This is a genomic window from Pontibacter cellulosilyticus (assembly GCF_014306105.1).
GTDB classification, from domain to species: Bacteria; Bacteroidota; Bacteroidia; order Cytophagales; family Hymenobacteraceae; genus Pontibacter; species Pontibacter cellulosilyticus.
In genome coordinates, this window is sequence record NZ_JACRVF010000001.1 from 743,344 (window position 1) to 770,144 (window position 26,801).

18 protein-coding genes and 1 tRNA gene are annotated in these 26,801 nt (G+C 43.5%); 6 read left to right on the forward strand and 13 right to left on the reverse strand.

Going from position 1 to position 26,801, the window contains the following annotated elements; genetic code table 11:
- Positions 1–91 precede the first annotated feature (91 nt).
- From H8S84_RS03255 to H8S84_RS03290, 8 genes are all read right to left on the reverse strand, one after another.
- On the reverse strand, positions 92–907 hold the full coding sequence (locus H8S84_RS03255) for a putative phage abortive infection protein (RefSeq protein ID WP_187065830.1): 816 nt from the start codon (positions 905–907) through the stop codon (positions 92–94).
- A 53-nt stretch (positions 908–960) separates the two neighbouring features.
- The gene (locus H8S84_RS03260; RefSeq protein WP_187065831.1) at positions 961–1,605 is read right to left on the reverse strand and encodes a chemotaxis protein CheC; all 645 of its coding nucleotides are present in this window, start codon (positions 1,603–1,605) and stop codon (positions 961–963) included.
- A 41-nt stretch (positions 1,606–1,646) separates the two neighbouring features.
- Positions 1,647–3,281, reverse strand: coding sequence for a chemotaxis protein CheA (locus H8S84_RS03265; RefSeq protein ID WP_187065832.1), 1,635 nt, complete (start codon positions 3,279–3,281; stop codon positions 1,647–1,649).
- Between the two features lie 111 nt (positions 3,282–3,392).
- Entirely contained in the window at positions 3,393–3,755 is a 363-nt protein-coding gene (locus H8S84_RS03270) for a response regulator (protein ID WP_187065833.1), read from the reverse strand.
- A 25-nt stretch (positions 3,756–3,780) separates the two neighbouring features.
- Positions 3,781–4,383, reverse strand: coding sequence for a chemotaxis protein CheW (locus tag H8S84_RS03275; protein ID WP_187065834.1), 603 nt, complete (start codon positions 4,381–4,383; stop codon positions 3,781–3,783).
- The gene (locus H8S84_RS03280) at positions 4,383–8,909 is read right to left on the reverse strand and encodes a HAMP domain-containing protein (protein WP_187065835.1); all 4,527 of its coding nucleotides are present in this window, start codon (positions 8,907–8,909) and stop codon (positions 4,383–4,385) included. Before H8S84_RS03280 ends, H8S84_RS03275 begins: the two co-directional genes overlap by 1 nt.
- A 113-nt stretch (positions 8,910–9,022) precedes the next feature.
- The gene (locus tag H8S84_RS03285; RefSeq protein ID WP_187065836.1) at positions 9,023–9,772 is read right to left on the reverse strand and encodes a ParA family protein; all 750 of its coding nucleotides are present in this window, start codon (positions 9,770–9,772) and stop codon (positions 9,023–9,025) included.
- Positions 9,773–9,883: 111 nt separating this feature from the next.
- Complete coding sequence (locus H8S84_RS03290; RefSeq protein ID WP_187065837.1) at positions 9,884–10,375, reverse strand: SixA phosphatase family protein; 492 nt, start codon at positions 10,373–10,375, stop codon at positions 9,884–9,886.
- A gap of 170 nt (positions 10,376–10,545) precedes the next feature.
- Here H8S84_RS03290 and topA point away from each other — a divergent pair, with 170 nt between their 5' ends.
- The 3 genes from topA to H8S84_RS03305 all read left to right on the forward strand — a co-directional run bounded on the left by topA (position 10,546) and on the right by H8S84_RS03305 (position 14,247).
- A complete protein-coding gene (gene topA, locus H8S84_RS03295) occupies positions 10,546–12,963 on the forward strand; it encodes a type I DNA topoisomerase (RefSeq protein ID WP_187065838.1) in 2,418 nt (805 codons plus the stop codon).
- A gap of 123 nt (positions 12,964–13,086) precedes the next feature.
- Positions 13,087–13,161: transfer RNA gene (locus tag H8S84_RS03300), tRNA-Glu, on the forward strand.
- A gap of 453 nt (positions 13,162–13,614) precedes the next feature.
- The gene (locus H8S84_RS03305; RefSeq protein ID WP_187065839.1) at positions 13,615–14,247 is read left to right on the forward strand and encodes a hypothetical protein; all 633 of its coding nucleotides are present in this window, start codon (positions 13,615–13,617) and stop codon (positions 14,245–14,247) included.
- A 290-nt stretch (positions 14,248–14,537) separates the two neighbouring features.
- Here the strand turns inward: H8S84_RS03305 and H8S84_RS03310 are convergent, their stop codons facing one another.
- The 5 genes from H8S84_RS03310 to H8S84_RS03330 all read right to left on the reverse strand — a co-directional run bounded on the left by H8S84_RS03310 (position 14,538) and on the right by H8S84_RS03330 (position 23,144).
- On the reverse strand, positions 14,538–18,155 hold the full coding sequence (locus H8S84_RS03310; protein WP_187065840.1) for an ABC transporter permease/M1 family aminopeptidase: 3,618 nt from the start codon (positions 18,153–18,155) through the stop codon (positions 14,538–14,540).
- Positions 18,152–19,075 carry an ABC transporter ATP-binding protein gene (locus tag H8S84_RS03315; RefSeq protein WP_222621562.1) on the reverse strand — a complete coding sequence of 308 codons (924 nt, stop codon included), beginning with the start codon at positions 19,073–19,075 and terminating at the stop codon, positions 18,152–18,154. The genes H8S84_RS03310 and H8S84_RS03315 overlap by 4 nt, the downstream gene beginning before the upstream one ends.
- Positions 19,076–19,172: 97 nt before the next feature.
- Positions 19,173–21,704, reverse strand: a complete 2,532-nt coding sequence (locus H8S84_RS03320) for a TonB-dependent receptor domain-containing protein (RefSeq protein ID WP_187065841.1) — start codon at positions 21,702–21,704, stop codon at positions 19,173–19,175.
- 54 nt (positions 21,705–21,758) lie between these two features.
- Positions 21,759–22,412 carry a thioredoxin family protein gene (locus H8S84_RS03325; protein ID WP_187065842.1) on the reverse strand — a complete coding sequence of 218 codons (654 nt, stop codon included), beginning with the start codon at positions 22,410–22,412 and terminating at the stop codon, positions 21,759–21,761.
- A 6-nt stretch (positions 22,413–22,418) separates the two neighbouring features.
- Positions 22,419–23,144, reverse strand: a complete 726-nt coding sequence (locus H8S84_RS03330; RefSeq protein ID WP_222621563.1) for a TlpA disulfide reductase family protein — start codon at positions 23,142–23,144, stop codon at positions 22,419–22,421.
- Between the two features lie 237 nt (positions 23,145–23,381).
- Between H8S84_RS03330 and H8S84_RS03335 the strand changes: the two genes are divergently transcribed.
- The 3 genes from H8S84_RS03335 to H8S84_RS20340 all read left to right on the forward strand — a co-directional run bounded on the left by H8S84_RS03335 (position 23,382) and on the right by H8S84_RS20340 (position 26,617).
- Positions 23,382–24,416, forward strand: a complete 1,035-nt coding sequence (locus H8S84_RS03335; RefSeq protein WP_187065843.1) for a sensor histidine kinase — start codon at positions 23,382–23,384, stop codon at positions 24,414–24,416.
- On the forward strand, positions 24,385–25,116 hold the full coding sequence (locus H8S84_RS03340; RefSeq protein ID WP_187065844.1) for a LytR/AlgR family response regulator transcription factor: 732 nt from the start codon (positions 24,385–24,387) through the stop codon (positions 25,114–25,116). The genes H8S84_RS03335 and H8S84_RS03340 overlap by 32 nt, the downstream gene beginning before the upstream one ends.
- A 1,369-nt stretch (positions 25,117–26,485) precedes the next feature.
- The gene (locus H8S84_RS20340) at positions 26,486–26,617 is read left to right on the forward strand and encodes a 4a-hydroxytetrahydrobiopterin dehydratase (protein ID WP_187065845.1); all 132 of its coding nucleotides are present in this window, start codon (positions 26,486–26,488) and stop codon (positions 26,615–26,617) included.
- Positions 26,618–26,801: the final 184 nt, after the last annotated feature.

Consider the following 26,801-nt stretch of genomic DNA (forward strand, 5'->3'; position numbering starts at 1 on the left):
TATAATCAAAAGTTAATAAGCAACAGAAATGTATACTGTGTTGCTTACCAATGTGTTAACCTTTTATACTTTTCTTACTGGCTATTCTGTCTTAGCTCTGCTTTAGTTCCTGTTGGACAATACTGTTCACCCGGTAGTCTTTTGCCAGGTCTTCGAAAACATTAAAGGTATTGTCGAGAGCAGTAAATTCTTTCAGGAGGTTGAATAGTGCTACATGGTAGGTAAGGAATAGCTCTGACTGCGTAAAATTAGCCTTGGTGATAAAGCTGTAATATTCCCCTTCGTCGTGTGTTTCGGAACGATAACGCTGAATAAGTTTGAACAGAACGCTCAGGTTCTTCAAGTATGGATCGAGGCTGGTGCGGTAAAACGTGAAGTGGTAGGTAAAGTATTCTTCAAAGAGGCGGTATAGTTCCGGCTCCGTCTTTTGTTCCTCCGAAAGGCACCTTACCTTCTGTACAAACGATGACATAACCTTCTCCTGGAAAAAAACGAAGAAATTGCTGCCTGTGTGCGGGCTTTGGTTTATATCATAGGCTGTGAGTGCATCTATGATGTCGTTGTGCTTGTTTACAAAGCTGATATAAAGGGTAGAGAAATTTTGCTGCTGAAATATCTTCTGAGTTTTATGCAGCTCAAAGCGCTGTAACTCAAACTCACGTTTTTGGTAGGTGAGCGTAGCAAAGAAGAGAAATACACCTGCCAAAGCCCAAAGCGATCCAACAATGCCGCCAATGAATTCGCCATACTCTCCAAAAACACCTCCTCTTCTGTCACTTGGCTCGGTGTAGAGTTCTTGCAGGAGGTTAAACTTTACGGTACCCCAAATAAGCACGATGGCACCGGCTAGTATAAGGGCATATCCAGTAATTTCGTACCTGCTTAAGCGCTGCCTGGGTGATTGCATATTTGGCGTAAAGGTTTTTGTGAAGCTTTAGGCCATATTTACTTGTATTTCTTCTATTCGGTTTCTTTAAGGTTATTTTTTCCCAGATCAAAGGTGCGGATGATATCAAGCATCTTTAGTAATGTCTCAGAATCGAAAAACAACAGCAGCGGCAGCTCTACACTCTTAGAGTTATGGGTAAAACGTGTAATTACCGTAAAGACCAATGGTTTAAACAAAGGATGGTGTACCAGTATGTCTTTAAGTGAATCGGCCACGTTTGATTTTGGCAATTTAGGAGGCGAACCGTAAATGTCTGCCTTAAGTATGTTAGCCAACTGTGTTACAAGGGCACCGGTAATAATATTACTTATTTCAAGTAGCAGAGACTCCTGCATTACCGACAACTCCCCTTTCTGAACATTCAGCATACTCAGGCACACTTCTGACAGGCGAACAACATGCTCATCGGAAAAAAGCATAAGGGTTGCCCCGTTAAAGTCTCCTTTTATATCTGACTGTATGATGCTGTGCGTGTCGCAGTAGTCCTCGACTAATTTCAGAAGATCTTTAAGTTCGATCAGCTTTATATCCGGAACTTTAAGCAATACTTTGTCTTTCGCTATCGCAGCGAAGGAATCTGCAGCCCTTGCAAGGCCTATGTTTAAAATCTCCTTTATTATGTCCCTCTCCAGTTCCGATATCTGAGGTGCCATCATACTTCTCGCTTTAGTTGTTTCAGTTCCCATCGCCCCGGCTCTTATCTTTTTTGAATAAAATACCTGGTTATTGCCGGCACATCAAGTACCAGGCAAACCTTACCACTACCTAAAAGTGTTACTCCACCATATAGGTCAACTTTATCAAGTGGCTTGCTCAATGGCTTTACCACAATGTCCTGCTGCCTATACAGTTTGTCTACAATTAACCCAAGCTTTCTATTGTTGTAAGAAACAACTACAATGTTCTGCACCTGTCCTTTTAACCGGGTCTTGTCTCCGAAATTTATTGTCGCCTCATCGGCATTTAAAAGCTCGTGCAGGTAAACTACCGTCACGGTCTCTCCTTTCAAATCGGCAACCATTACATCGCCTACTTCGTGTAATTCGTCCTTGTCTAAAGCAATTACTTGTTCTGTGTGCAGCAGCGGAATGGCATAGAAAATAGTATCCACTTCAAACAACAGGGCACCTTTAACTGCGATTGATGTAGGCAACTGCATAGTGAAGGTGGTACCTACACCTAGCTTAGAATCCACCTGAAGGCGGCCTCCAATAGAGTCAATGGCATTTTTAACAACGTCAAGGCCAACGCCTCTGCCCGAGTATTCTGTTACCTCATCAGCGGTAGAAAAGCCTGGTTCAAATAAAAATGAAAGTACCTCAGAGTCAGGCAAGTCTTCGGCCACGTCGGCTGCAACAAGTTTATTCTTTACTGCAGTTTTTTTAACCTTTTTAAGGTCTATTCCTCTACCGTCGTCTTTCAGCTTTATCACCACGTTGTCGCGGTCGTTGCGGGCGCTAAGCAAAATTGAGCCGGCACGCGACTTCTTCGCTTTTTCGCGTTGCTCCGGCATTTCGATGCCGTGTGTAATTGCATTGCGAACCAGGTGCAACAGCGAATCCGTTATGATCTGAAGTATGTTTCTGTCTATCTGGATATCCTGCCCCTGAATCTCCAGGTTGATATCTTTTCGTTCGGCAGATGCTATGTCGCGCACAATTCGCGGAAACTTATTAAACAAAGTCCCGATATTTACTAGGCGTGCATCCATTACACTGTACTGCAACTCTTCCGTTATGCGGTACAAGTGTGAGCTTACTACTTTAAGATCATCGTTATTCAGCTCACGGCTAAGAGAAATAATCCTGTCCCTGTCTATAATCAACTCTCCCACCAGGTTAAGCATGTGGTCGAGTTTCTTAATCTGAATGTAAATCAGATCAGATAAAGACAGGTTTTTAGTTGTAGTATACTTCTGTACCTTAGCCAGCTCAATGGTGCTGTCAGACAGGCTATCTACTATAATATCCAGGTTGCGCAGTAAAACCGGATCGGGCTCAACTGGTATCGGACTGTCAACATTTGTGATAAGCTCTCCGAGCATATCAATTCCATCGAAGAGAACAGTTACGACCTCATCGCTAAAACTAAGCTCTTTGTTGCGGATCAGGCTAAATGCCGTTTCCAGCTTATGCGATACATCTGAGATCTGGAGATAGCCAATAGCCTTCGCGTTTGCCTTCAGGTTGTGTAGCAAGCGAAATATTTCCGCCAGGATACGATCGTCCTGCGGTTGCTTCTCCAGTTCACTGATATGCCTATTCAAAGAGTCAAAATACTCTAAGGCCTCAGCGATAAATATCTCTTTATATTCCTGTTCTCTAGATTTCATGCAAAGTTGTCCGAAGACTCAACCCAACCATAGTCATACTCACGACCTTTATGGTAGCTATACTTACCATCGGCAGTTCTTTATAAAAGTATACTTGTTGGATGCTCCCTATTAATCCTGCAGCGCTTTACTTACTACTTCCAACACTTTTTCTTCTGAGAAGGGCTTTACGATATAAGATAACGCACCATACTCCATGGCCTCATTAACTATTACTTCCTGGCCTACTGCGCTCACAATGATTACTTTCATATCAGGCTGATCCTTTTTTATGCCCTTCAGTACATCCAGTCCGGTGTTGTCTGGAAGTATAACATCAAGAGTTATAAGATCAGGATTTGTTTCTTTTGCTAATTCAAGTGCTGTCTGTCCGTTAGGAGCCTCACCTACCACTTCATAGCCGGCATCGGTAAGCATGTTCTTCAGCATAGTGCGCATGTAGAATGAGTCATCTACAATCAGTATTCTTTTCATAATTCTATTAAATGATTTTAAGGTTTTACTTTCCTGTGAGCTGCTTTATTTCGTCACTGGAAAGGATTCTGAACATATCCAGCACTATAATCAGTTTGCTGTCCACTTTCGCGATGCCTTCAATATAATTGTCTTTTATGTTCGTGTCCTGCAGAAAAGAAGGCGTCTTATCTATTTTAGACATAGCCAGATTTAGCGACTGCGGCACTTCCTTAACAACTATACCAATGCTATACTCTTTCGCTTCGATAACTAAAGTATAAGTTACATTTGGGTTGAGGCCTTCAGTTACTGGTGCTGGCCTTATTCCAAATCGCTTCTCAAGGTCTACTATGGCAATAATATCACCGCGTATGTTCGCCACACCTTGCACAAAATCAGGAGTACGAGGCATGCGGGTTATACTTGGTGTTATAGTTACCTCTTTTACCTGTTCAATTTTTATAGCGTAATGCTCTTCCCCAAGTTTGAACACAATGAGGTGAACATTTTCCTCTTTAACAGCAGGCTCCTGAGGTTTTCCCTGATCGTTAGGTTTTGCTCCATTTTGTAATGGGGCCGGAGTATCGATTACAGGTGTACTTTCTTTAGGAGTTGCTGCAGTTTCCTCTGTCTTTTGCTTAGCCATTACTTGTTATTCGAATCGCTAGTTTTAGAAGGTCCACTTGTTTTAGATTTAGTGGCCAGTCGCTTGTTGCCGGTAATGCCTCTTTCAGCTTTTTGCGGAACAGGCAACGACATCATTCTGCGGTTCTTGGAATTGTTGAAAATGAGGTTACCATCAATCAGTTTAAACGCAGAGATACTTATCTGCAGGTCTGCAGCAATGTCGTTCAGGTTCTGAGAAGATGAAGTAAGTGCCTGCATCGAAGCTGAAAGCTGCTTAGCAGTACTGGCCACCTGCTGTGTACCCGATGCAGTTTGCTCGGCAATGGCAACTACTTCCTCCACATACTTCACAACGTCACCAATAGATGATTTCTGTACCTCGGTAGCTGTTAGAATGTCCTGGGCAGTACGAAGTGTTTCACCGCTGGATGCAGCAATGTTTTTGAAGGCGCCAGATGCTTCGAATGTAGCGTTCTTACCTTTCAATACACGGCCTTCCATGGTTGATATCGCCATTGCAGCAGAAGCTGTATCTTTCTTCACGTCATCTACCAGGGTTGAGATTTCACTTGCAGATTTACGTGAGCCTTCGGCCAGCTTTCTGATTTCTTCGGCAACTACCGCAAAACCTCTACCTGCCTCGCCAGCACGGGCCGCCTCGATGGCAGCATTCAGTGCAAGAAGGTTTGTCTGGGCTGCAATGTCAGTGATTACACCAAGTGATTTAGATATTTCCTGGGAACGTGCACTAAGTACTTCAATCGTTTTAGATGTAAGCGATGCTGAACTTGAGATTTCCTCCATGTTCTTCACCACCTCTGCTACTGTTTTAAGACCAAGCTGTGATGTTTCCTCACCAAGTAATGCAGATTTGTTCACCACTTCAGCACGGTTAGCCGTTTCTTTAGTGGCTTTCATAATCTCTTCGATCAGTTTAAAGGCCTGATCTGTTTTAAGTGCTTGGTTCTGTGCACCCTCTGCCATCTGCTGCATTGCAAGAGCAACATCTAGTGTTACTCTGTTCATGTCAAGCCCTTTAGCAGCCATTTCTTCAGAAGAGCTACCTACTACAAGCGACGAGTCATTGATCTCTCCAAGTAGTGAATTCAGGTTCTCAACAGCAAGATTAAGCGCGTTGGCCATATCCAGAATATCGCCTGCTGTCTGCGTTTCTACTTTCTGCGTCAAGTCACCTTCAGAAATGGCTCTTACCACACGTGATACTTCCAGTACCGGCGTTACAATGGACTCTAACAGGTCGTTAAGCGTATCTACCAGTTCTTTCCAGCTGCCACCTACACCTTGTAGTGTAGCACGCTCTGTTAGTTTACCTTCCACACCGGCAACTCTAGCTACACGAGACACCTCACCGGCTAGTCTGTTCAGGTCAACCACCATTGTGTTGATTGTCTCTGCCAGTTCGGCTACTTCGCCTCTAGCCTCCAGGGTCAGTTTCTGTGTAAGGTCACCTTTTGATACTGCGGTTACTACCTTCACGATACCACGCACCTGCGTTGTCAGGTTCGAGGCCATCGTGTTTACATTATCAGTCAGATCCTTCCAAACCCCGCCTACGTTCGGCACTGTAGCCTGGCCACCTAGTTTACCTTCCGTACCCACTTCAAGGGCCACACGCGTTACCTCACCAGCAAATATGTTTAGAGAATCCACCATTCGGTTAATGTTCTCCTTTAACTCACCTAACTCACCTTTCACATCCACAGATACTTTCTGAGTTAAGTCGCCCTTCGCCACCGCAGTTGCAACAGCTGCAATGTCACGCACCTGAGAGGTCAGGTTGCTTGCCATTGTATTCACGTTGTCTGTCAGCTCTTTCCAGGTACCACGTACTTTTGGTACATTGGCCTGTCCACCTAAGCGTCCTTCAGTACCTACTTCGCGTGCCACACGGGTTACCTCGTCAGCAAAGATGTTAAGCGAGTCCACCATCTGGTTTAGGTTCTCCTTCAGGTCAAGGATCTCACCACGGGCTTCTACCGATACTTTCTGTGTTAAGTCACCTTTGGCAACGGCAGTAGCTACTTTTGCAATGTCGCGCACCTGAGAGGTCAGGTTGGACGCCATGTAGTTTACGTTATCGGTCAGGTCCTTCCAGGCGCCACCTACATTTGGCACAATCGCCTGTCCGCCCAATTTACCTTCGGTACCTACCTCACGCGCCACTCTGGTTACTTCATCACCGAAAATGTTAAGCGAGTCCACCATCTGATTCAGGTTTTCCTTGAGGTCAGCCATTTCACCGCGTGTCTCTACAGTAATTTTCTGCGTCAGGTCGCCTTTCGCCACCGCAGTCGCCACGTTAGCTATACCTCTTACCTGCGTTGTCAGGTTCGAGGCCATTGTATTTACATTGTCAGTCAGGTCTTTCCAAACACCGCCTACATTTGGTACCGCAGCCTGGCCACCTAGTTTACCCTCCGTACCCACTTCACGTGCCACACGGGTTACCTCACCGGCAAAGATGTTGAGCGAGTCCACCATCTGGTTCAGGTTGACTTTCAGCTCTGCCATCTCCCCTTTTACATCCACAGATACTTTCTGTGTCAGGTCGCCTTTAGCAACCGCAGTCGCCACATTGGCTATATCTCGTACCTGGCTGGTCAGATTCGCAGCCATGGTATTTACATTGTCAGTCAGGTCTTTCCAAACACCGCCTACATTCGGCACTGCAGCCTGTCCACCTAGATTACCCTCCGTACCCACTTCACGGGCTACACGGGTTACCTCGTCAGCAAAGATGTTAAGCGAGTCCACCATCTGGTTTAGGTTCTCCTTCAGGTCGGCAAGCTCACCGCGTACATTAACTGTGATCTTCTGGCTCAAATCGCCTTTCGCCACCGCAGTAGCTACGTTAGCAATATCACGGACCTGGCTGGTTAGGTTACCTGCCATCAGGTTCACGTTGTCGGTTAGTTCTTTCCAGATACCAGCTACGTTAGGCACATTTGCCTGACCGCCAAGTATACCTTCGGTACCTACTTCGCGTGCCACACGGGTTACTTCCGCGCCAAACACGTTCAATCTGTCCACCATGGCATTCAGGATATCTTTCAGCTCACCTAGCTCACCCTTCACATCCACTGATACTTTCTGGGTTAGGTCACCTTTCGCCACGGCAGTTGCCACGTTAGCGATATCACGTACCTGGCTGGTCAGGTTGCCCGCCATTAGGTTTACGTTATCTGTCAGCTCTTTCCAGGTACCTTCTACTCTTGGTACATTGGCCTGACCACCTAATTTACCCTCCGTACCTACTTCACGCGCCACACGCGTTACCTCACCGGCGAAGATATTTAGCGAGTCCACCATCTGGTTGATGATGTCTTTCAGCTCAGCCATCTCGCCTTTTACATTAACTGTAATCTTCTGAGTAAGGTCCCCTTTCGCAACCGCTGTAGATACGTTTGCAATGTCACGCATCTGGGAGGTAAGATTGCTGGCCATCGTATTCACGTTGTCCGTCAGGTCTTTCCAAACACCGCCTACGTTCGGCACCTTTGCCTGGCCACCCAAGCGTCCTTCAGTACCTACCTCACGCGCCACTCGGGTTACCTCGTCTGCAAAAATGTTCAGCGAGTCCACCATCTGGTTCACATTGTCCTTAAGTTGGGCAAACTCACCACGCACATCCACCGATACTTTCTGCGTCAAGTTACCTTTCGCCACGGCGGTTGCTACGTTGGCAATGTCACGTACCTGCAAGGTCAGGTTCGAGGCCATGGTATTCACATTGTCCGTAAGGTCTTTCCAAACACCTGCCACGTTTGGCACTGATGCCTGGCCGCCGAGTTTACCCTCCGTACCCACTTCAAGGGCCACCCTGGTCACCTCACCGGCAAAAAGGTTAAGATTATCAATCGTACGGTTAATAGTTTCTGCCATGACTTTAAAGTCACCGGATACAGGAATCTGGAACGTTTCGTCCAGGTTACCGCGCGAAATATTTTTAAGTACTTTACCTACTTCCAATACTGGTACCGCAATTGAGTCAACAAGGCCGTTGATGTTGTTGATCATGTCCTTCCAGAAACCGGAGGCGTTCTCGGCTGAGGCACGTGCTTTCAGGTTACCTTCTACACCAGCTACCTTCGATATTCGGGACACCTCGCCACCTACACCACCGATCATCTCCACCATTGAATTATAGGCTTCAGCGATCTCGGCAAAAATGTCGTTGTTCTGCTTTGTAAGCCTAACGGAGATATCACCTTTTTTGAAAGCATCTAGAGCGTAAAGCACCTTGTTAAGTTGCTCACTTACATATTCCGGGTTATAAGACATAGGTGGTTTAACCTCACCATTGGCTTTGATATTGGCTTTATCGTCTACAGTGCCTTGCTTTTTAACAGGCGCTTTATCAGCAACATCAGCAACAGTCTTTGTTTTGATATCCTGGTTATTCAGACTTGTTACAGCTGTCTTCTCTTCTGCCTTTGCTTTGGTAGATGAAGGCTTTTGAGGTTTGTCTTCCACTTCACTAATGAGTTTGTCTTTACTCAACTTCAAGTTTTTACCTAAGGCCATATGAATTTTGGTTGGAATGGGTATAAGCTACAAACAACGGTTGTTCTTTGTTCAGACTTCGATTTAAGATGCAATATACTTTTAATTTGGCAAAACAGGCAATATAAGCAGCATTAACTAACCGCAAGAAACTCTTCAGCCAATGCTTTATAATCTTTTGCGCCATTTGATGAGGCATCGTAATCAAGTATACTCTTGCCAAACGAAGGCGCTTCTGCCAGTTTTACATTTAGTCGGATCTGACTGTTAAATATTCTTTCTTCCACGTTTTCTTTTAGGTATTGCAGCACCTCTAAACTGAGTTTTCTGCGCATATCAAACATCACCACTACGATACCCTTTATTTTTAGTTTGGAATTGAACGCTTTTTTTACTCTTTCTACTGTTTTGGTTATCTGATCCAGCCCCTGTAAAGTTAGCACCTCCATCTGCAGCGGTATGAGTACTTCATTGGCTGCGGTTAGTGCGTTAAGTGTGAGCACAGAAAGAGACGGCGGACAGTCAACCAACACATAATCAAAACCTTTCGCTTCCGAAAGTATAGATTTCAGGAATGTCTCGCGCTGTGCCTCTCCTACCAGTGATATCTCAATATCAACTAAATCGTTCGAGCCCGGCGCCACCCAAAGGCCGTCTTTTTCTACTAAAATTTCTTTTATTTTTTTTGTACCTAAAAACACATCTGCAAGCGTACCATTGGCTGCGGGAACAGCCAGGGAATACGACAAATTGCTTTGAGGATCCAAGTCAACAAGCAGCACTTTCTTGCCTAGTTTCTGGAGCGCACTGCCAAGGTTGATAGTGGTTGTAGTTTTTCCGGTGCCGCCTTTTTGGTTAATGACAGCAACAACAGTCGATTTCATGCAGGTTGATTTTATCCGACACAATATACTTGCCGGCGAATAGGTAATACTTCTAAAGGTACTAAATTATAAGCAAAACCGAAAAGTCAAACATACCTGGGACAGGAATGTTTATACTTCCTGATTGGTTGTTCCTATGAGGTTGCCTTTTGAAAAGTATAGCTGATCCCAAGTCTCAAGTGAAATATCTATACTTGCTACCTCAGCTGGTTCAAGGTATCCGATCATCTTGTGGGTTATTTCCCGGACAAGCTTCGTAATTCCCGGATTATGGCCAATCAATAAAATGGACTTTACGTCTTCAGGCAGTTCACTAAGGCATTTTAGCAATTCATGCTCCTTTGCGTTGTACAGGTCTGGCACGTAAGAGATTTTCTCCAAGTCAAAGTATAATCTGCTTGCAATAATGCGTGCTGTATGGCTCACTCTTTTTGCCGGACTTGCCACTATCTTATCTACTTTGCCAAATTTTTCACGAAGCCACGCACCTGTGTCCCTTGCCTGTTGGCTTCCGTGTAAAGTTAGCTCCCTTTCAAAATCTGGCTGCAGCGGATATGGCTCTTCTGTTTCGGCGTGTCTGCAAATCAGTATTTTACGTTGCATATAAATGGCAGATATGTTCGTATAGATGCTAGTGCGTACTAAATGTAGTAAAATTTAAGCTTAATTTCTTTTGCGATTAAACCTATGTTATACTGCTTAGGTTGTAATAGTTTAAAAAAATATTTGAACTTTGGGCAAATTTCGGCCAAACTTGCCTGTAAAGAAGAAGGATGATAAAGAACTTAGTAATAGTAGAGTCGCCAGCAAAGGCTAAAACGATAGAAGGGTATTTAGGAAAGGATTTCGTAGTGAAGTCCAGTTTTGGCCACGTGCGGGACTTACCTAAAGATAACAATGCCATTGACATAGAGCATGGTTTTAAACCAACTTATGTTGTATCCAGTGATAAAAGAGAAGTAGTTGCGCAGCTAAAAAAGCTTGCAAAGGAAGCTGAGATTGTATGGCTTGCATCAGACGACGACCGTGAAGGAGAAGCTATATCCTGGCACCTGACTGAAGCCCTTAACCTGAATGATCAAAAGACTAGGCGCATTGTTTTCAGAGAAATTACTAAGAATGCGATCATCAACGCGATCAGTACTCCCAGGGGTATTGACATGGACTTGGTTAATGCGCAGCAGGCACGCCGTATACTTGACCGCATCGTAGGCTTTGAGCTGTCACCGGTTCTTTGGAAGAAAATAAAGACAGGCTTATCAGCAGGGCGTGTACAGTCAGTGGCAGTACGTCTTGTTGTTGAACGTGAAAGAGAAATTGACCGCTTTAATGCGGAGGCTTCTTTTAAAATTACAGCTCAGTTTGATGTGCAGGGCAAAACTTTAGAAGCCGAATTGCCTGCCAGATTTAAAACCGAGGATGAGGCTCAAACCTTTTTGCAAAAGTGCGTTGGAGCGAGCTATACTATTGAGAACTTAGAGAAAAAGCCATTAAAGCGCACGCCTGCTCCCCCTTTTACCACCTCTACCCTGCAGCAGGAAGCCAGCCGAAAGTTATACTTCTCAGTTGCTCAGACCATGTCTATCGCGCAACGCCTTTATGAATCCGGAAAGATTTCCTATATGCGTACCGACTCCCTTAATCTATCTGATGAGGCGATACAGGGCGCAACTAAAGAGATTCAGCGTTCTTTCGGAGAGAGTTTTGTGAAACAGCGTCGCTTTAAAACTAAGTCGGCCTCTGCACAGGAAGCTCACGAAGCCATCAGGCCAACCGACTTCTCGCAAATGGTTGCCAGCAGCGACAGAAACGAACAGCGCCTCTACGAGCTTATCTGGAAAAGAGCGATTGCTTCCCAAATGGCTGATGCAGAAATAGAAAAGACAACGGCAACAATCGGTATCTCTACACAGGCAGATCAAAAATTGCAGGCCACCGGCGAAGTAATTAAATTCGAAGGTTTCCTCAAAGTGTATATTGAGTCAAGAGATGACGAAGATAGCGCTGACGAAGATGTGAAAGGTATGCTGCCTCCGCTAAGTATAGGCCAGGAAGTAAGTCTGCGCCAAATGCTGGCAACACAGCGTTACACACGCCCTGCAGCACGTTATACAGAGGCTAGTCTGGTTAAAAAATTAGAGGAAATGGGTATAGGTCGTCCGTCAACCTATGCGCCAACAATCTCTACCATTCAAAAGCGCGGCTACGTTGAAAAAGACAGCCGTGATGGTAAAGAAAGACCTTACCAAGTGCTCACTTTAAAGAATGATCAAATCAGTAGCCAGCAAAAAACAGAAATAACAGGTGCAGAAAAAGCAAAGCTGTTTCCCACTGACATGGCTATGGTAGTGAATGACTTCCTAGTAGAGCATTTCCCTAATGTAATAGATTACTCTTTTACAGCACGCGTGGAGGCTGAGTTTGATGAGATTGCCCACGGACAAAAAGAGTGGGAAGATATGCTGGATCAGTTTTACAAAAAATTCCATCAGCGTATTGAGTCCAGCGAGAGTATATCACGTGCAGATGTTTCGGGTGCCCGCGAGATCGGAACAGACCCAGCCACATCTAAAACAGTTCTTGCTAAGCTAGGTAGATTCGGACCTTATGTACAGCTAGGTGAGGAAAATACTGAAACCGGTGAAAAGCCATTATATGCTAGCTTGCGCAAAGGTCAGTTTCTGGAGACCATAACTTTAGAAGATGCTTTAGAGCTGTTCAAACTTCCTAGAGTGGTTGGCACTTACGAAGACAAAGAAATGACAGCTGCTATTGGTCGTTTTGGACCATACATCCGCCATAATAGCAAATTCTATTCACTACCTAAAACCTTGGACCCACTTCAGGTTACAGCCCAGGAAGCCGTTAATTTAATAGAAGCAAAACGTAAGGCTGACGCTGAAAAAACCATCAAAACTTTTTCTGAGAACGAAGAAGTACAAGTATTAAACGGTCGGTACGGCCCTTACATAGTAGTTGGTAAGAAAAACGTAAAAATCCCAAAAGGCAAAGAGCCACAAGACCTAACCTTGCAGGAGTGCCTTGATCTAGCTGAAGCGACCCCAGAGAAAAAAGGGCGTGGCGGCTTTAAGAAAAAGGAAGCTTCACCTACAGCTGCCAAAAAGACTACTAAGGCAAAGGCAGGAACAAAAAAAGCTGCAACGAAATCTAAATCTTCTACTAAAAAATAATGACTGCGCCCGGATTAAATGTTAATCCGGGCGCAGTACTTCTAGTCTAATAGAAAAAGTTTTTTTACTAGCCCTTGCAGATAAAAAAACACCCGCTATATTTGCACCACAATTAGACAGAACGGCCCGTTCGTCTAGGGGTTAGGACGCCAGATTTTCATTCTGGTAACAGGGGTTCGATTCCCCTACGGGCTACCATAGTAAAAAGCCGCTCCACATCAAATGGAGCGGCTTTTTTTGGTTCGATAAATATCCCCTTAGGTCAGGCTTATCTAACTATTCAGCAGGCAGTTAGACTTATCTTTTCAAACTTCTCGAATCCATTTCCTTATCCTGTCTTCTCCCAAAGAGCCATACTCTCCTTTGCCTTTTCCGCTTTCACTACAGCTCAGTCGCGCTGAAAGCTCCCTCTTGCGCCCCCTAACTCGATGCCCTTCTAAACCAGCAGACCCTTTGGTCATAGGCGCCGTGCCTGTGGGAGTCGGGCATATCATTTAAAACCATAGATCGATCAATCTGGAAGTATGCTACCTTTATACAACCTCGAAGCGTACAGGACTCAAGATTTTAAAAGCTTTCCGCGCTTGAACACTTTTAAATATTTAAAAATTACTCTATGTTTAATTTGATATAAGCAAACAACGAATAGCTATGCAGAAAAAAGCAGCTACTGTCAAAAGAAGTCCTGGCTACTTTAGCGGCTTTGCAGCCGTCATGGCCGGATTCCTCTACAGTTTTCGCTGGTTATGGGAGCTCTGGGAGGGTACTCTAAAGAACATGAACTACCCTCCTTCTCTGGTGACCCAGTTTTTTTTCCTGTTGAAGATCCTGATGATCATGACCTTACTGGGCGTGTATCGGCAGGCAAAGCCGCACAAAGCTGCGCAGTACGGGCTACTGGCCTCTTGCGTCGGCTTAGCGTGGACCTCCATTACCAGGACAGCGGAGGCTTACGGCGCCTCAGGCCCATGGGGACTCTACAGTTCGCCGGGCCTGCTCATGTTTTTCGCGGGTTTACTAACTGCAGCAGTAGTGTTAATGAGAAGCGAGCTTAATGCCCCGCTGGGCAAGGCTTTAAGCGTCATCGGCATGTTCTCCTTTTTGGGAAGCCTATCTTCGGTCTTGCTCTTCAACATATTGGGAAGGGACCTAGAAGCCAATCATACAGCTTCAGCCATAGCTAACCTATTTCTTGTGGCTGAGGGCATTGGCTGGGTTTACCTGGGGGTGAAGCTCTGGAAGGCGCCGATACCGGCCACCTTGTACGGCCACCAACTTGGGTAATGCGAGTTAGTGCTCCATATAAATGGCGCATCGACGAAGTTGCAGCATAGCAATAAAAGGCATACGAAAGCTCATACGCTTAGAAAACAAAGAGTGAGTGTACACCACCATCAAGCGCTACAAATCTGACACTACAAGAGACTCGGTATGAAACAAGACAGTCATACATTTACTGGGGAGGAGATAGATTTATAGCTCTGTAACAGCAGTTAACCTTTTAAGGTACTCTCTTAAAGCAGCCAAATCCCTGTGGAAAAGGTTCGATAAAACACACTCTACACCACTTGTTATCATTCCTGCTGCTGAAGAGCCACCTTACTCGTATTATTGCCTCTCTTCAGGTCCATTAACAGATTACTCGGATCTATACCGGCATAAGCAGGCTTGTTTGGTAAATTCACCTTTATAGTCTGCTTTCCAGAGCTGATGCGATGCCATTTTAAGTAAAGCGCTTCTCGTTCACCCTTCTGCCCTTCCCCTGCATCAAAAATTCCAATTTGAATCCAATCATCCATTGGAACATCTGTTTCCACGCCTAACGTATCTACTGTATATTTTCTTGCCTGTACATCTAGGCTTACCTGCCAGCTACCTTCTTTGGTCTGACTGGCTGAAGATTGTTCTGTTTTCAGGTCCCAATAAGTATTTGTGGCGAGCAAGTCGTGCAACAGGTAGTGCATTGAATCCGGTGTAACCTTTTGAAGTTCGCTAAATAGATCTTGAGGGGTAGGCAGTGGCGGAGACCCGAATGCGTTTTTCTTAAATAAATTTTTTAGCGCCATTCTCACCTGCTCCTTACCTACATATTCGCGTATAGTATATAGGACAAGAGGTCCCTTGCGGTAGATCAGGGTGTGATCGTTAGCTTTCAGCAAGGGCTGCACAGACCTGGCTTGAGGACTAAAATATTCTTGCTGGAATTGGTGGACAAGATCGAGAAACTTTTCCTTTCCAAGGGCTTCCTCTATAATCTCAAAAGCAGAATACCAGGCCAGGCTTTCAATGAGCAATATGTTTCCTTTCATTATGGCGGGAGAGAGTTGGTGCCCCCACCACTGGTGAGCCACTTCATGTGCCACCGTTGCGAATGTAACATCAACGCGCTCTGAGTCCGAAGCTTGATTGAGAAGAGCGTATCCTGTCCTATACCAAACGTTGGTTGGATTAGCCTGCATCCCTTTATTATAGCCGGTGTTCTCCAGAAACCGGATCTCGCTGTGCGGATAAGGACCAAGTTGTTTGGTTAGATAATCTAAAGAGGCATGTATACCATTAACCATCCGCTCAAGATTCAGGGTGTGCCCGGGATGATAGAGAATTTCAATATCAACTAGCTGCCCCGTTTCTTTAGATTTCCACTGAGATTCACTGACATCATAATCGGCGGAGAAAAAAGCAATATCATTAATGATCGGAGCTTCGGTGGAATAATGAAAATAACTACGCCCATTTTCCGACCAACTCCGCTGCAGTTTTCCGGGGGCTATTGCAATTTGTTCTTTATCAGTGCCCACTACTGCTTCAAAATCAATACGTTCCTGCCCCGGAATTCCCATTCGTGCAACATCAAGGGAGGGCAAGAACATTCGGTTTGGGTTGAGCCCCTGCTTACTCCGTTCTTTTGGGTCCTCAATTTCTCTGCTTTTTTGGTAGCCCATTTTAGGTAACCATGCATCATCAACGGATGAGCCATTCTTAACCAGAGAAGCATCAATTCCATAATTAGGGAAGCCCTGCGGGCTGAAGCTAACATGGAAATCAAGGTGTAGCGAATCACCAGGAAGAAGAGGCTTATCCAAAACATAAATGTGGTGTCCAAGTTTCTCATCTATTAGCTTGGGTGTCGAAGTGCGGCTGAAGCGTATCAAATGATTTTCAACCCCTAGGGCAGTCGCTAAATGTATAGAATCAATCCTCGAGCCGGTCCTGTTCACATAGGACTGCCTTCCCCGTATATCGACTGCCCGCAATTCAGGAAAGATCTCAACGTGAAGATTTACAGCTGTTAACCAAGGCTGTGGGCTATCTGCATACTTTCGATACAGCTTCTCATAATCGGCTTTCCACTCTTCTCCTTCGGGAGCTGCAGTACGAGGGTGTAGAATGCTGGTGTTATAAAAAATGAACCCTCCAAAGATCAATATGAGCATTACGGCAAACGCGGTAATAGCTTTCGTTTGTCTCGTAAGACGTCGACTTCCTTCCTGAATCCTTTGCTTTAAAGTTCTTTCTGTTCCTCGAGGCCAAAGTAGATTTGCTACTACAGCCAGCAGCAGTGCCCATGCTACCCAGTAAAGCTTAAACACGAACCATGGATACATGTATGGCTCCAGGCCTCGAATTTCTGAGTAGGTCCAGCCAGGATCTGACCCATATACAAACAATCCTGGCTCAATTCCAATCAAATAACCATAGAAGGCAATTACAAAAAATAATATGATTATCAGGTTTCCAATATACTTCTGGTTAACCACTACATGAATAACGAAGGCAAGCAGCCCCAGTAAGGTATAATCGACAAGCCTTATACCAAAAAGAATTTTCAGGTAAAGCGGAAACTCAAAGTCATAGTACCCCAGGCGCATCTGGACCATCATTCCGCTAATCATCATTAACACCTGCATCAAAACTAGTGCAAGAAAGAGGCCGGTGAATTTACCAGCGAAGGAGATCCATATTGGTATGGGTGCAGCTCCGATAATCTCGTGAAGTCGTGCTTCCCGCTCACGCCATACAAGTTCCCCTGCGTAGTAGAGGATGAGGAGCGGTATAACAAACCATATGGCGTTATAAGTATGGTTTTCCAAAAGAATCAAAAGGTGACCGGAAACAGGTAACTGAGATGCGTGGTGAAAATCAGAGAACCAAGAAGGACTTGTTAAGAAGACAAAAATTGCGAGGCAGGTAAAAGCTATCCATCCCCATCCCATTACTACTTTAAATGACTCTATGCTGACCGTTATCACCTGTAACGCCCGGCTCGAAAACCCAAAGGTTTGTTGTACTTGCGGAACAACAATAGGCGTATCCTTTAAAATGTGGAAACCCTCCGGAGTCGTGGGAAATTTAGAAAAACGTCCCCCCTTGCCCATTTTATTGCTTATGGCAGTAGGTTCTCTCCTGAAACGGAGATAGGTAAGAACAAGAAGACTAAGAGCGATTAAGCACCAAATAAGTCGGTTTAAAAGCGTCCATGTTTGCGTCCCCGCCATAAGGGTGTTTTTCTCTACCGGAGACCATAAAGTTTTAAGTTCCTGAATTAAACTGATTCCCAATGGATCAGTGAGCTTTGCAAGTTTCCAATTCCCCTCATTAACAGCTATCAACTGCCAGCTTGCGAAAGCAATGAAAAATATAAGTATTGCCACAAGAAAACTCGCAATGCCTCGGCGACTCAAAGTAGCCACAGCAAACATGAATGCCATTGCGACAAAGGTGTTTGGCAGCACGAACAAAAAATAAGCATTTAAGTAAGCGGCTGGAATTATTGGTGCTGTAAGAAGTACATGTTCGCCAGGAAAAAGGGAAGCACCCAAAATGCCTGCGGGAATGGCGGTCATCAATATCGCTCCAAGAGTAAGGGCGGCAAGAAAACGGCCTCCAAGGTAAACAAACTTACTAATAGGTGCAGTGTAAAGTAGAGGGTACATTCTTGTTTCAATATCCCTTGTTGCTGCATTGCCTGGAATCGGAGCCAGGATCAGAATTCCCACTATATATGCTATTACGCTTACCTTTGCTATATAATAAGGTGCAAATAGGGAGTAGCCTCCTACAACCGGTTCGTCAATAAATACTTCACTGGCTAAAAGGTATGTAATTATTAAAAGGAACAGAAAAAAAACCCAGATCGACACGTTTCTCACCTGATAAACAACCTCATATCGGAAAGTTTCCCAAAGTTTCATACTAGCACCTCCTTAACTTCCTGTTCAAGGTTCTTTCTGAAATCCTGTGCGATCACAGTGAAATAGACATCTTCCAAATCCGGAGATGTGAGCTCGAAATCATTCCCTGGAGAGGTTTCGCTAAAGATGTGCACGACAGTCCGGCCACCAAGAAGTTTGGTTGAAATGATAACATGCTCTAGCTCCAACCTTGGTAATGCATTCTTTTCTATCACTCGTCGCCACACTTTCCCATTTAAGTTTTCGATCGCCTTGTGGGGTTCAGTTTCTAGTAATATTTGTCCTTTGTTGATCACCGCCATACGCGTACACAGTTCGGACACATCTTCTACAATATGCGTAGAGAGAATCACTACGCTGTTCTCTCCCATTTCACTCAACAGGTTTAGATACCGTACCCGCTCTGCCGGGTCAAGCCCGGCTGTTGGTTCGTCTACAATAATCAACTTTGGGTTTCCCAACATCGCAATAGCCACTCCAAACCGCTGTCGCATCCCTCCTGAGAAGCCTCCAAGCTTCTGATGGCGAACATCCCACAAGTTAGTTTGCTTAAGTAGTGCTTCTACCACTTCTCTCCTCGCCTTATTATCCTTTATCCCCTTAAGCACAGCAAAATAGTTTAGCAACTCTTCTGTTCTTGCATTAGGATGTAGCCCAAAATCTTGTGGAAGATAACCTAAGGTTTGTCGTACCTCCTCCTTTTGCCTGAGTACATCAATGTTTCCAAAGTAAATTGTTCCTTCATCCGGCTCCTGCAATGTTGCCAGGATACGCATAAGAGTTGATTTACCGGCACCATTTGGACCCAGCAGACCGTACATGCCGGGCGGTATAGTAAGGGAAATGTTTTGAAGCGCCTTTACTCCATTAGGATAGGATTTAGAGACATTCTGTATTCCTAAAGCAATTTGATCTTTCATAATTTTAAGTATTTTGCTTATTATTATCTGTCGGAGCTTTCATCGAAATAAAGGCTAATGCCTGTAAGAATATATTTAATATTTCATAAATCACATTTTATTGCATCGAGTTTTCCTCCCCTTCCTTGGCATCTTCGTTGGTCACTTTCTTTACCTTGCGCGGTTTGGCTTTGGCGTCCTGCTTGCCGAACTGATAGTTAAAGCTTAGTTTTACCTGTCGCAACTTAATACTCATACCGTTGGTCTGATCAAGCACAAGTAGATTTTCGGAATTGTAGGTTTTCATGATTTTTTCCCTTGTCACATATTTCTGGAAGGGAGTGGTAACCCCTAGTGTAATGTTTCCTTTTTTGTTCAGCACTTCTTTTCTTACTGCAAAGTTATAGACTGCAAATGGCAACATTTTACCCTGCAGCGTTACCTGTGAGGAATTGTATGTGCCAGCCATTTGTGCACTGAAGCCTTTGTTAAAGTTGTAGGATACATTCAAGTTGGTATTGTAAACAATGCCGGATCTGTTTAGCTGCTGGCTACCACTCTGAATAGAAGCATGGAACAGGTTCACGTTGCTGCCGATCTTTCCCTTCTCTAGAAACTTTGTACTGCCAGACAGGCTAAGACCGGAGAAACTCTCTTTCCCCACGTTACCGAAAGTAGTTGTCACCCTACCTACAGAGTCCGGGTTTGTTCCGCTGTAAGGTATTATGAGCGTCTGGATGGCATTGTTTGTCTGGCGCCAGTACAGGGATGCATTAACCGATGCTCCAGACTTAGAGAATGCACTAAACCCCAGTTCATAGGAATCTGATAGTTCAGCTTCTAGGTTAGGGTTACCGCGCATTACATAGTTAGGGTTGCTCACGTTCTCGTATGGGTTTAGCAGAGACAGCTGCGGCCGCTGAACACGCCTGGAGTAGTTGAACTTGATCGTTTGATTCTGCTTCAGGTTTCTGGAAACAGATAGGTTCGGGAAAAGATTATGATACTCCTGCTCTACAGTTGTGCCATTAGAGATAAAATCCCCTTCAACCTGAGTATACTCATACCTTAAGCCCATCTTCAGGTTATACTTGTTCAGCTTCATACCATACATCGCATAGGAAGAGAGCACATCTTGGTTATAGGTAAACATATCCGTCCTTTCTGGCAGTAGTACAAAGGGCGATGAAGCCGGACTTGCCAACAGGAAGCGGTAGTCGCTTTCGGCATAGCGCCAGATCGCTTTCGTGCCTACCTCTAAGCTTTGGGCTTTACCTATCGGATGCGTATAATCCGCTTGGGCGGTTATCTCTTCGTTGTAGGCATCGTTGATGTTCTGCTCTTGTTGCGTTAGCTGGTTGTTCTGATACAGGTCCATAAAGTTTTCGTTGTTGCGGGTGTTTCTGCTTACCAGCCCCAGCACCGAAAGTTCCTGCCCTGGCTTTTTGTAAGACTTGGTATAGTCTAGGTTGATATCATAGTTGATTCCATCAAACCCGTTGCTGCCTACTCGGGTATTCCTGCTATATGAAGCATCACTGAAAGTATTGGTAGTTAGCTGTGTTGTTTTAAACGAAACATCCGGAATTGTCATGCGAATACCTGCCGCTAAATAGCTGGACTTACTAAGACCATAGTCTGCACCAAACTGCAATAACCTTGAAGAAGCCACACGGTTCATAGCTATCTGCTGTGAGCTACTGGAGATGGATGAGCTCGGGCCAAAATCTGACACGATGATATTTTTGCCATGCATGTCGCTTACTGCGTAGCCTAGAGTAGTGTTTAAACCGACTTTGCCTTTCCGGTAGTTCAGGCCCACATTGGCATTGCTGTTGAGATTGCCCACATTGGCAGAAATGTTTCCGGTTAGCCCCTGTACGCTGCTGTCTTTCTTCAGAATGATGTTGATGATACCTGCCGTTCCTTCCGCATCATACTTTGCCGATGGGCTGGTGATCACCTCCACGGACTTGATCTGGTCAGCCGGGATCTGCTGCAGGGCATCGGCCACGCTGCTGGCAACTACAGCTGACGGTTTGTTATTGATAAGTACACGGATGTTGGAGCTGCCGCGCAGCTGCACATTCCCTTCCAGGTCCACGCTCAGACCGGGCACTTTCGCCATCACATCAGCCGCCGTTGCCCCAGGGCTAATATCTTTCTCGGCATTATACACCATTCGATCTATCTTGTCTTCTATTAAAGGCTTCTCACCTACAACGGACACTTCGCTTAATGTTTTTGCACTTGTCTTTAATGAGATCACGCCTATGTTAATCTCATCTTTTCCGTCACCCACTATTACATTGTCAACAGCCTGGGCAACGTAGCCCAGAAAGTTTACGGTTACCCGATAAGTTGCAGGTGCTATTCCGGTTATAGTAAACCTGCCATTGTCGTCTGTCATAGAGCCATCCACGATTTTACCGGTAGCCTTATTTACAAGTGCAACAGATGCAAACTCTACAGGAGCTTTGGTTATATCATCCTGAATGGTACCGGTTATTTTCCCGCCGCCTCTCGGTACAGGCTGTGTTACAGCTGGTGCTACTGCACCGGAATTAGCAGGCTTTGCGCCAGAATTTTGGGCAAAAGGAGCCTGTGCAGCGAGTAAGCCCGCTACGGCCAAAAGTATAGTCTTTTTCATAAGTATAGTTTAGATAGTAATGGTTATAGGTTTCGGTATGGGTGTTCTTTTATATTATTCCAACAGGCCTCCAAATGACCTTTTCACTGAACAACCTATTGCTTTTGTAGAAGCTACCTTTATTTCCTCACCGGAATCTAAAGCTGCAATGGCATCTTCAACATATAAAGCCCTCTCTAGCTCTGGATTTTTACCCCATGCGTCATTGTCTAGCGCACCAGTGTAGACTACCTTATATTTAGACTCTTCTTTTTTCAGCAGAAAAATATGTGGAGTTGCCCTCGCTCCGTACTGATTTGTCACTATTTGCCCTTTATCAAACAGGTAAGGAAAACTAAAACCCTTTGTTTTTGCTTTCTTCTGCATCTTACTAAATGTCTCACCTGAAAAGACCAGAAAAGGGCTTGGCGGATTGGGGTTAATAGCTATAACCGGATAGCCTTTGGAATTATACTTTTTACCCAAAGCTATGAGTCGATCTTCGTACTCGATTGCATTGGGACAGGTATTGCATGTAAAAACCACAATGAAACCTTTGGCATCTGGATAGTCTTCAGGAGAGATCATTTTCCCGTCGACATTTTTTAAATTGAAACTCGGAGCATTATCTCCCGGTACAAGTGTTTTGATCTGAGCACTGGCAGTTTCATTAGGGCTTCCGCAGGCTAAAAAAACAAAACAACTAAGGATGGTGAAAATCTTTTTCATAGGATATTATTTGAATTGTTGATATTCTTTTAAAAGGGTTCGGTATGTGAATTCTTTTTCTAAAAACTTTCTTTTATCGCCTTTTACAAAAAGGGTTGCGGGAATGGCACCGCTCCATGTTTTGTCTATTCTGTCAATAAATACCTGCTGATCGGTTTCATCAAGAAGAAAAACTTCATTTTTTAGCTCACGCTGCTTCACAAATGGAATCACCGATTTCTCCAATCTGTCATTATTATCCAGGCTTACCAGAAGTACTTTAAGTTTATCGGCTTTTTTCTCCTGCTGCAGTTTTTCAAAATGCGGGATCTCTTTTATACAGGGGGCACACCAAGTAGCCCAAAAGTTGACAATATATGTAGTATCCTTCCCCTGCTTTATCCTCTCGTTTAGGCGGTCTACTGTAAGTAACTCTACCTTCTGTGTTCTGACAGTTTCATTGTTGTTTCCACAGGCCAACAAAATAAAACAACTAAGAAAGGTGAAATTTTTTTTCATAGGGATGAGAAGATAATTGCCTACTTTGAATTTACTGTTTAGATTCTGCTTATTGTAGTTGTCGAAAGCCAACTGTATAACCTGCACATCAGCATATTCACCGGCTCTGTCAGGACCGGGCTTGCTGTACATACTTGTCAAGATGCTCAGCAAAATGTTTTTTAATGCCTGCACTCCATTAGTGTAAATTTTGGATAGATTCCGAACAGAAAAACTTCCCTGCTGAGTTTTCATTTTTACTCTTCTTTTAGTTTATCTTGTTGCTAGGAAAGACAGAGAGTCACTTACCTTTCTAGCTGATTTCCAGAATAAAAGAACAGGTACCGATGCAGAATTCAAAAAGCGATATACTAATGTTAATACCAATCGACCAATGACCCTTTTGCTTCTACAAATATTGGTTTCGTAGATTGTTTGGGGCGTTCGTCGAGTTGACTAAAAGGGAATGGCAGGAAAAAATATCTTTGTATTATGAATAGAATTAATAAAATATTAGCACTTATTCATATCATACCGTGGGCAGTTGCTCTGGTGATTCTTTTTGGGTGTGTGTTGATTGAGGATGAGCCCTTTAGGCCTAAAGCATATTTGATCGGGCTATATGTTTTTTATGCGCATTTATTCATATTTAAGAAATACCTGAATAAAAGAAAGTATAAACCCTATTTTTTGTATCTGATCGGAATCTTCTTGACAGGCTCCTTTCCCTTTCTAATTTTTGCATACTTTATCAAGCAAGAAATCAGAGTATGGGTGGATTTGCTGGTTTACTATGGTGATAGTATACCGATTGTTTTTACTTTTATTATTTTTAGCTCTTTAGTTGTAATCCTTCAGAACCTTATCATTAATACTTTTAAAAAAGAGCAATTGGAGAAACAGGTCATTAATACTGAACTTGTTTATCTGAAGTCACAAATCAACCCGCATTTCCTGTTCAATACCCTCAATAATATCCATACATTAGTATATACTCAGGATCCCGCAGCACCTGAGGCAATGATGCGTTTGTCCTCGTTGATGCGCTATATGATATATGAATCTAATGCTTTAACTGTTCCACTTTCCATAGAGATCAATTATTTACAGGACTATATTAGCCTGCAGCAGCTCCGATATAAAGCAACACCTATTGTAGACTATCAGGTGGAGGGAAATACAGAGACCTGCCATATAGCACCACTGTTATTTATTCATCTTCTCGAGAATGCTTATAAACATAGTCCTTCCCGATTAAGACCAGGTTCTATAAAGGTGAGTGTGGCAGTAAAAGGAAATCAACTTATTGCGATTTTTCAAAACCCAATAGGGAATAGAAGGGCTAACATACTGGAGGAACCAGGTGGCATTGGTTTATTGAATGTTCAAAAACGTCTGCAATTACTTTACCCAGATCGGCATAGATTAGACATCAATAAAACTGATGAAGTTTTCACAGTGGAATTAAAAATCGCTAATTTTCAGAAACAAGTAAATGAGAAAAAACCTCAGCTGCTATATAATTGATGATGAGCACCTGGCTCAGAAAATACTGGAAAAATATATCGCAAAAGTTTCCTTTCTGGAGCTCAAAGGTAGTTTTGATAGTCCTCTGGAGGCAGTTGCACAAATGAGCGAAGACAAGCCCGACCTGCTGTTTCTAGATATAAATATGCCTGACCTTGACGGATTGAGCTTTATTCCGATGCTGAACCCGAAGCCGATGATCATCCTCACCACAGCCTATGATCAATATGCGCTTAAGGCGTTCGACCTTGAAGTAAAAGATTACCTTTTAAAGCCAATTTCTTTTGAACGATTTTACAAAGGAGTACTACGCCTTTACCAGGAATTTAACCCTCAGCATCAACCGGAACAGATAGAAGTGAACGTTATGCCGAAAACCGAGCAGGAATATATTTTTATAAAAGCTGGTTTTAACTTACAAAAAATAGCTATCTGCGATATTTTGTTTATTGAAGGAATGAAAGACTATCTGCGAATCCATACCTCTAAAGAAAAGGTTATGACTTTATTGACTTTTGCGAAGTTAGAGGAACTGCTACCTGACAATAAATTTGTACGAGTTCATCGTTCCTTTATGGTGGCTTTAGAAAAAATCGACCACGTGGAAAAAAACAGAATTAGAATGGCTGATAAGATTATTCCTATCGGTGATACTTATGCAGAGATTTTTTTTAAAATGTTGAGAGATTTCAATGAATAGTATTTATAGAAGGCTGAAAGAATAGCTAAACAATTGTTTGCTATCTATTAAGCCACTGCTACTATGGGCTTATATTTAGAATATTAGCAAAACGGGATAAATAATGAATCCTGTCTTAAACATTAAAGATGTTTTACACATTTTAAACTAATATTATCTTTATAACTTCCCAAAAATACCGGGCCGTTGTAAAGTAGAGGAAACGAATAAAGTGTTTCTAAATAAAGAAACAGTTATTTTTTATAACATGGTTAATTTAAGTAAGCATCTTATTTTGAGTACTTGAGTAACTACTTTAAATATTGAAACTTATTTATTTCCATTTTCCTGGTCCTAGATCATCTCTTCCTAATGCGCTGCCTCTCCTGCTTTATATGTCTTCATTTTCCCAAGATAAATAATGACTTATTAGCCTGTAAGAAAAGGATAAGGGCGTGTCAGCATAGCAATATTTCAAAGACCTGACGGTATTAAGGTGGTATGGTGGAAACTAGCCAGCATGTGGGCCATATTGGTTACAACGGGATTTCCTGGATGTCTCACCTCATCGGCGCATGGAAAGATGAGAAGTCTCTACAAATAGTTTTTGATTTGGTGACCTTAGGAAAGTTACATAACAAGTAAACTCAACTCCGATTTATTTAAACAGTATCCTATTTAAACGAAATTAGTATTATGTTGGCTGCATTAACTGCTAGGCAAGCTGCGGATATTATGGCTATTAACTGCATCTTTGGACACAGTGATAGAGACGTTCTTGGCATTATTGCTGCCACTCCGGAGAAGCTCTCGAACTGCATAGTCACTATCTGATAATAACTTTCATATCATAAATAGGCAATCATTTGCAATTGTAGAAAAGAATATTTATTGGCCTATCCCATCTGCAGATACTTATCCACAGCTGCCAAATCCCGGTGGAAATGGTTCGATAATTCCATCCTTGTCTACTGAAAGGGAAAAGTGACTATCACAGTTGCTTTTCCCTTTTTCTTTCCCACTCAAAAATGTTATATCTGGCTGAAAAGGCAGAAAATCAATTTACCCTTGTAGTTCAATAACTTCTTTTTCCGTTTATAGTCTACTCCATCCGAAAGCTCCTAATATCACTTACTGAGGTCAATTCAGGATAATGGGAAAAATTAGAAACCACTCTAGCTGAATTTTCACTAACCTAAACTATACTTGAACCATGTCTTTAGCCAAAAAAGATGCGTACCCTGCGAAGGGGCGTGCCCATTATTAAAGTCGGAGTAATAGAGAATAATACTCCCCAACTGCAGAGTAGGTGAATCGTTGTAGACGGGAAGAAAATCTCCGGACTTCATAGCCGCAATGCCTTTGCCAACAAAGTGGACGAGATTTCAGAGTGAGAACAGTACACTGCGACCTCCATATTTATTTTGAAAGGGTTACTGTAAAACTTTGGACACACGCCGCAATTGATCTGTTTGAAAATAACTTTATAATGGCCGCTACAATAGATAAGATTTTAGTGTAAGCTTTTAAAGCTCTTTTTTATAAATCTGTATAGTCTCATAATTAAACCCGCTCCATTAAAAGAACAGGAGCGCATCTTCTTTTGGCAGAAAACACCTTTGCTGCTCAATTATAAACACCTGCTTTCAGCCATAGGATTTGTCTTCTTCACGACAAAACGTAAGTTTTCTGTCTGCAAGGTATTT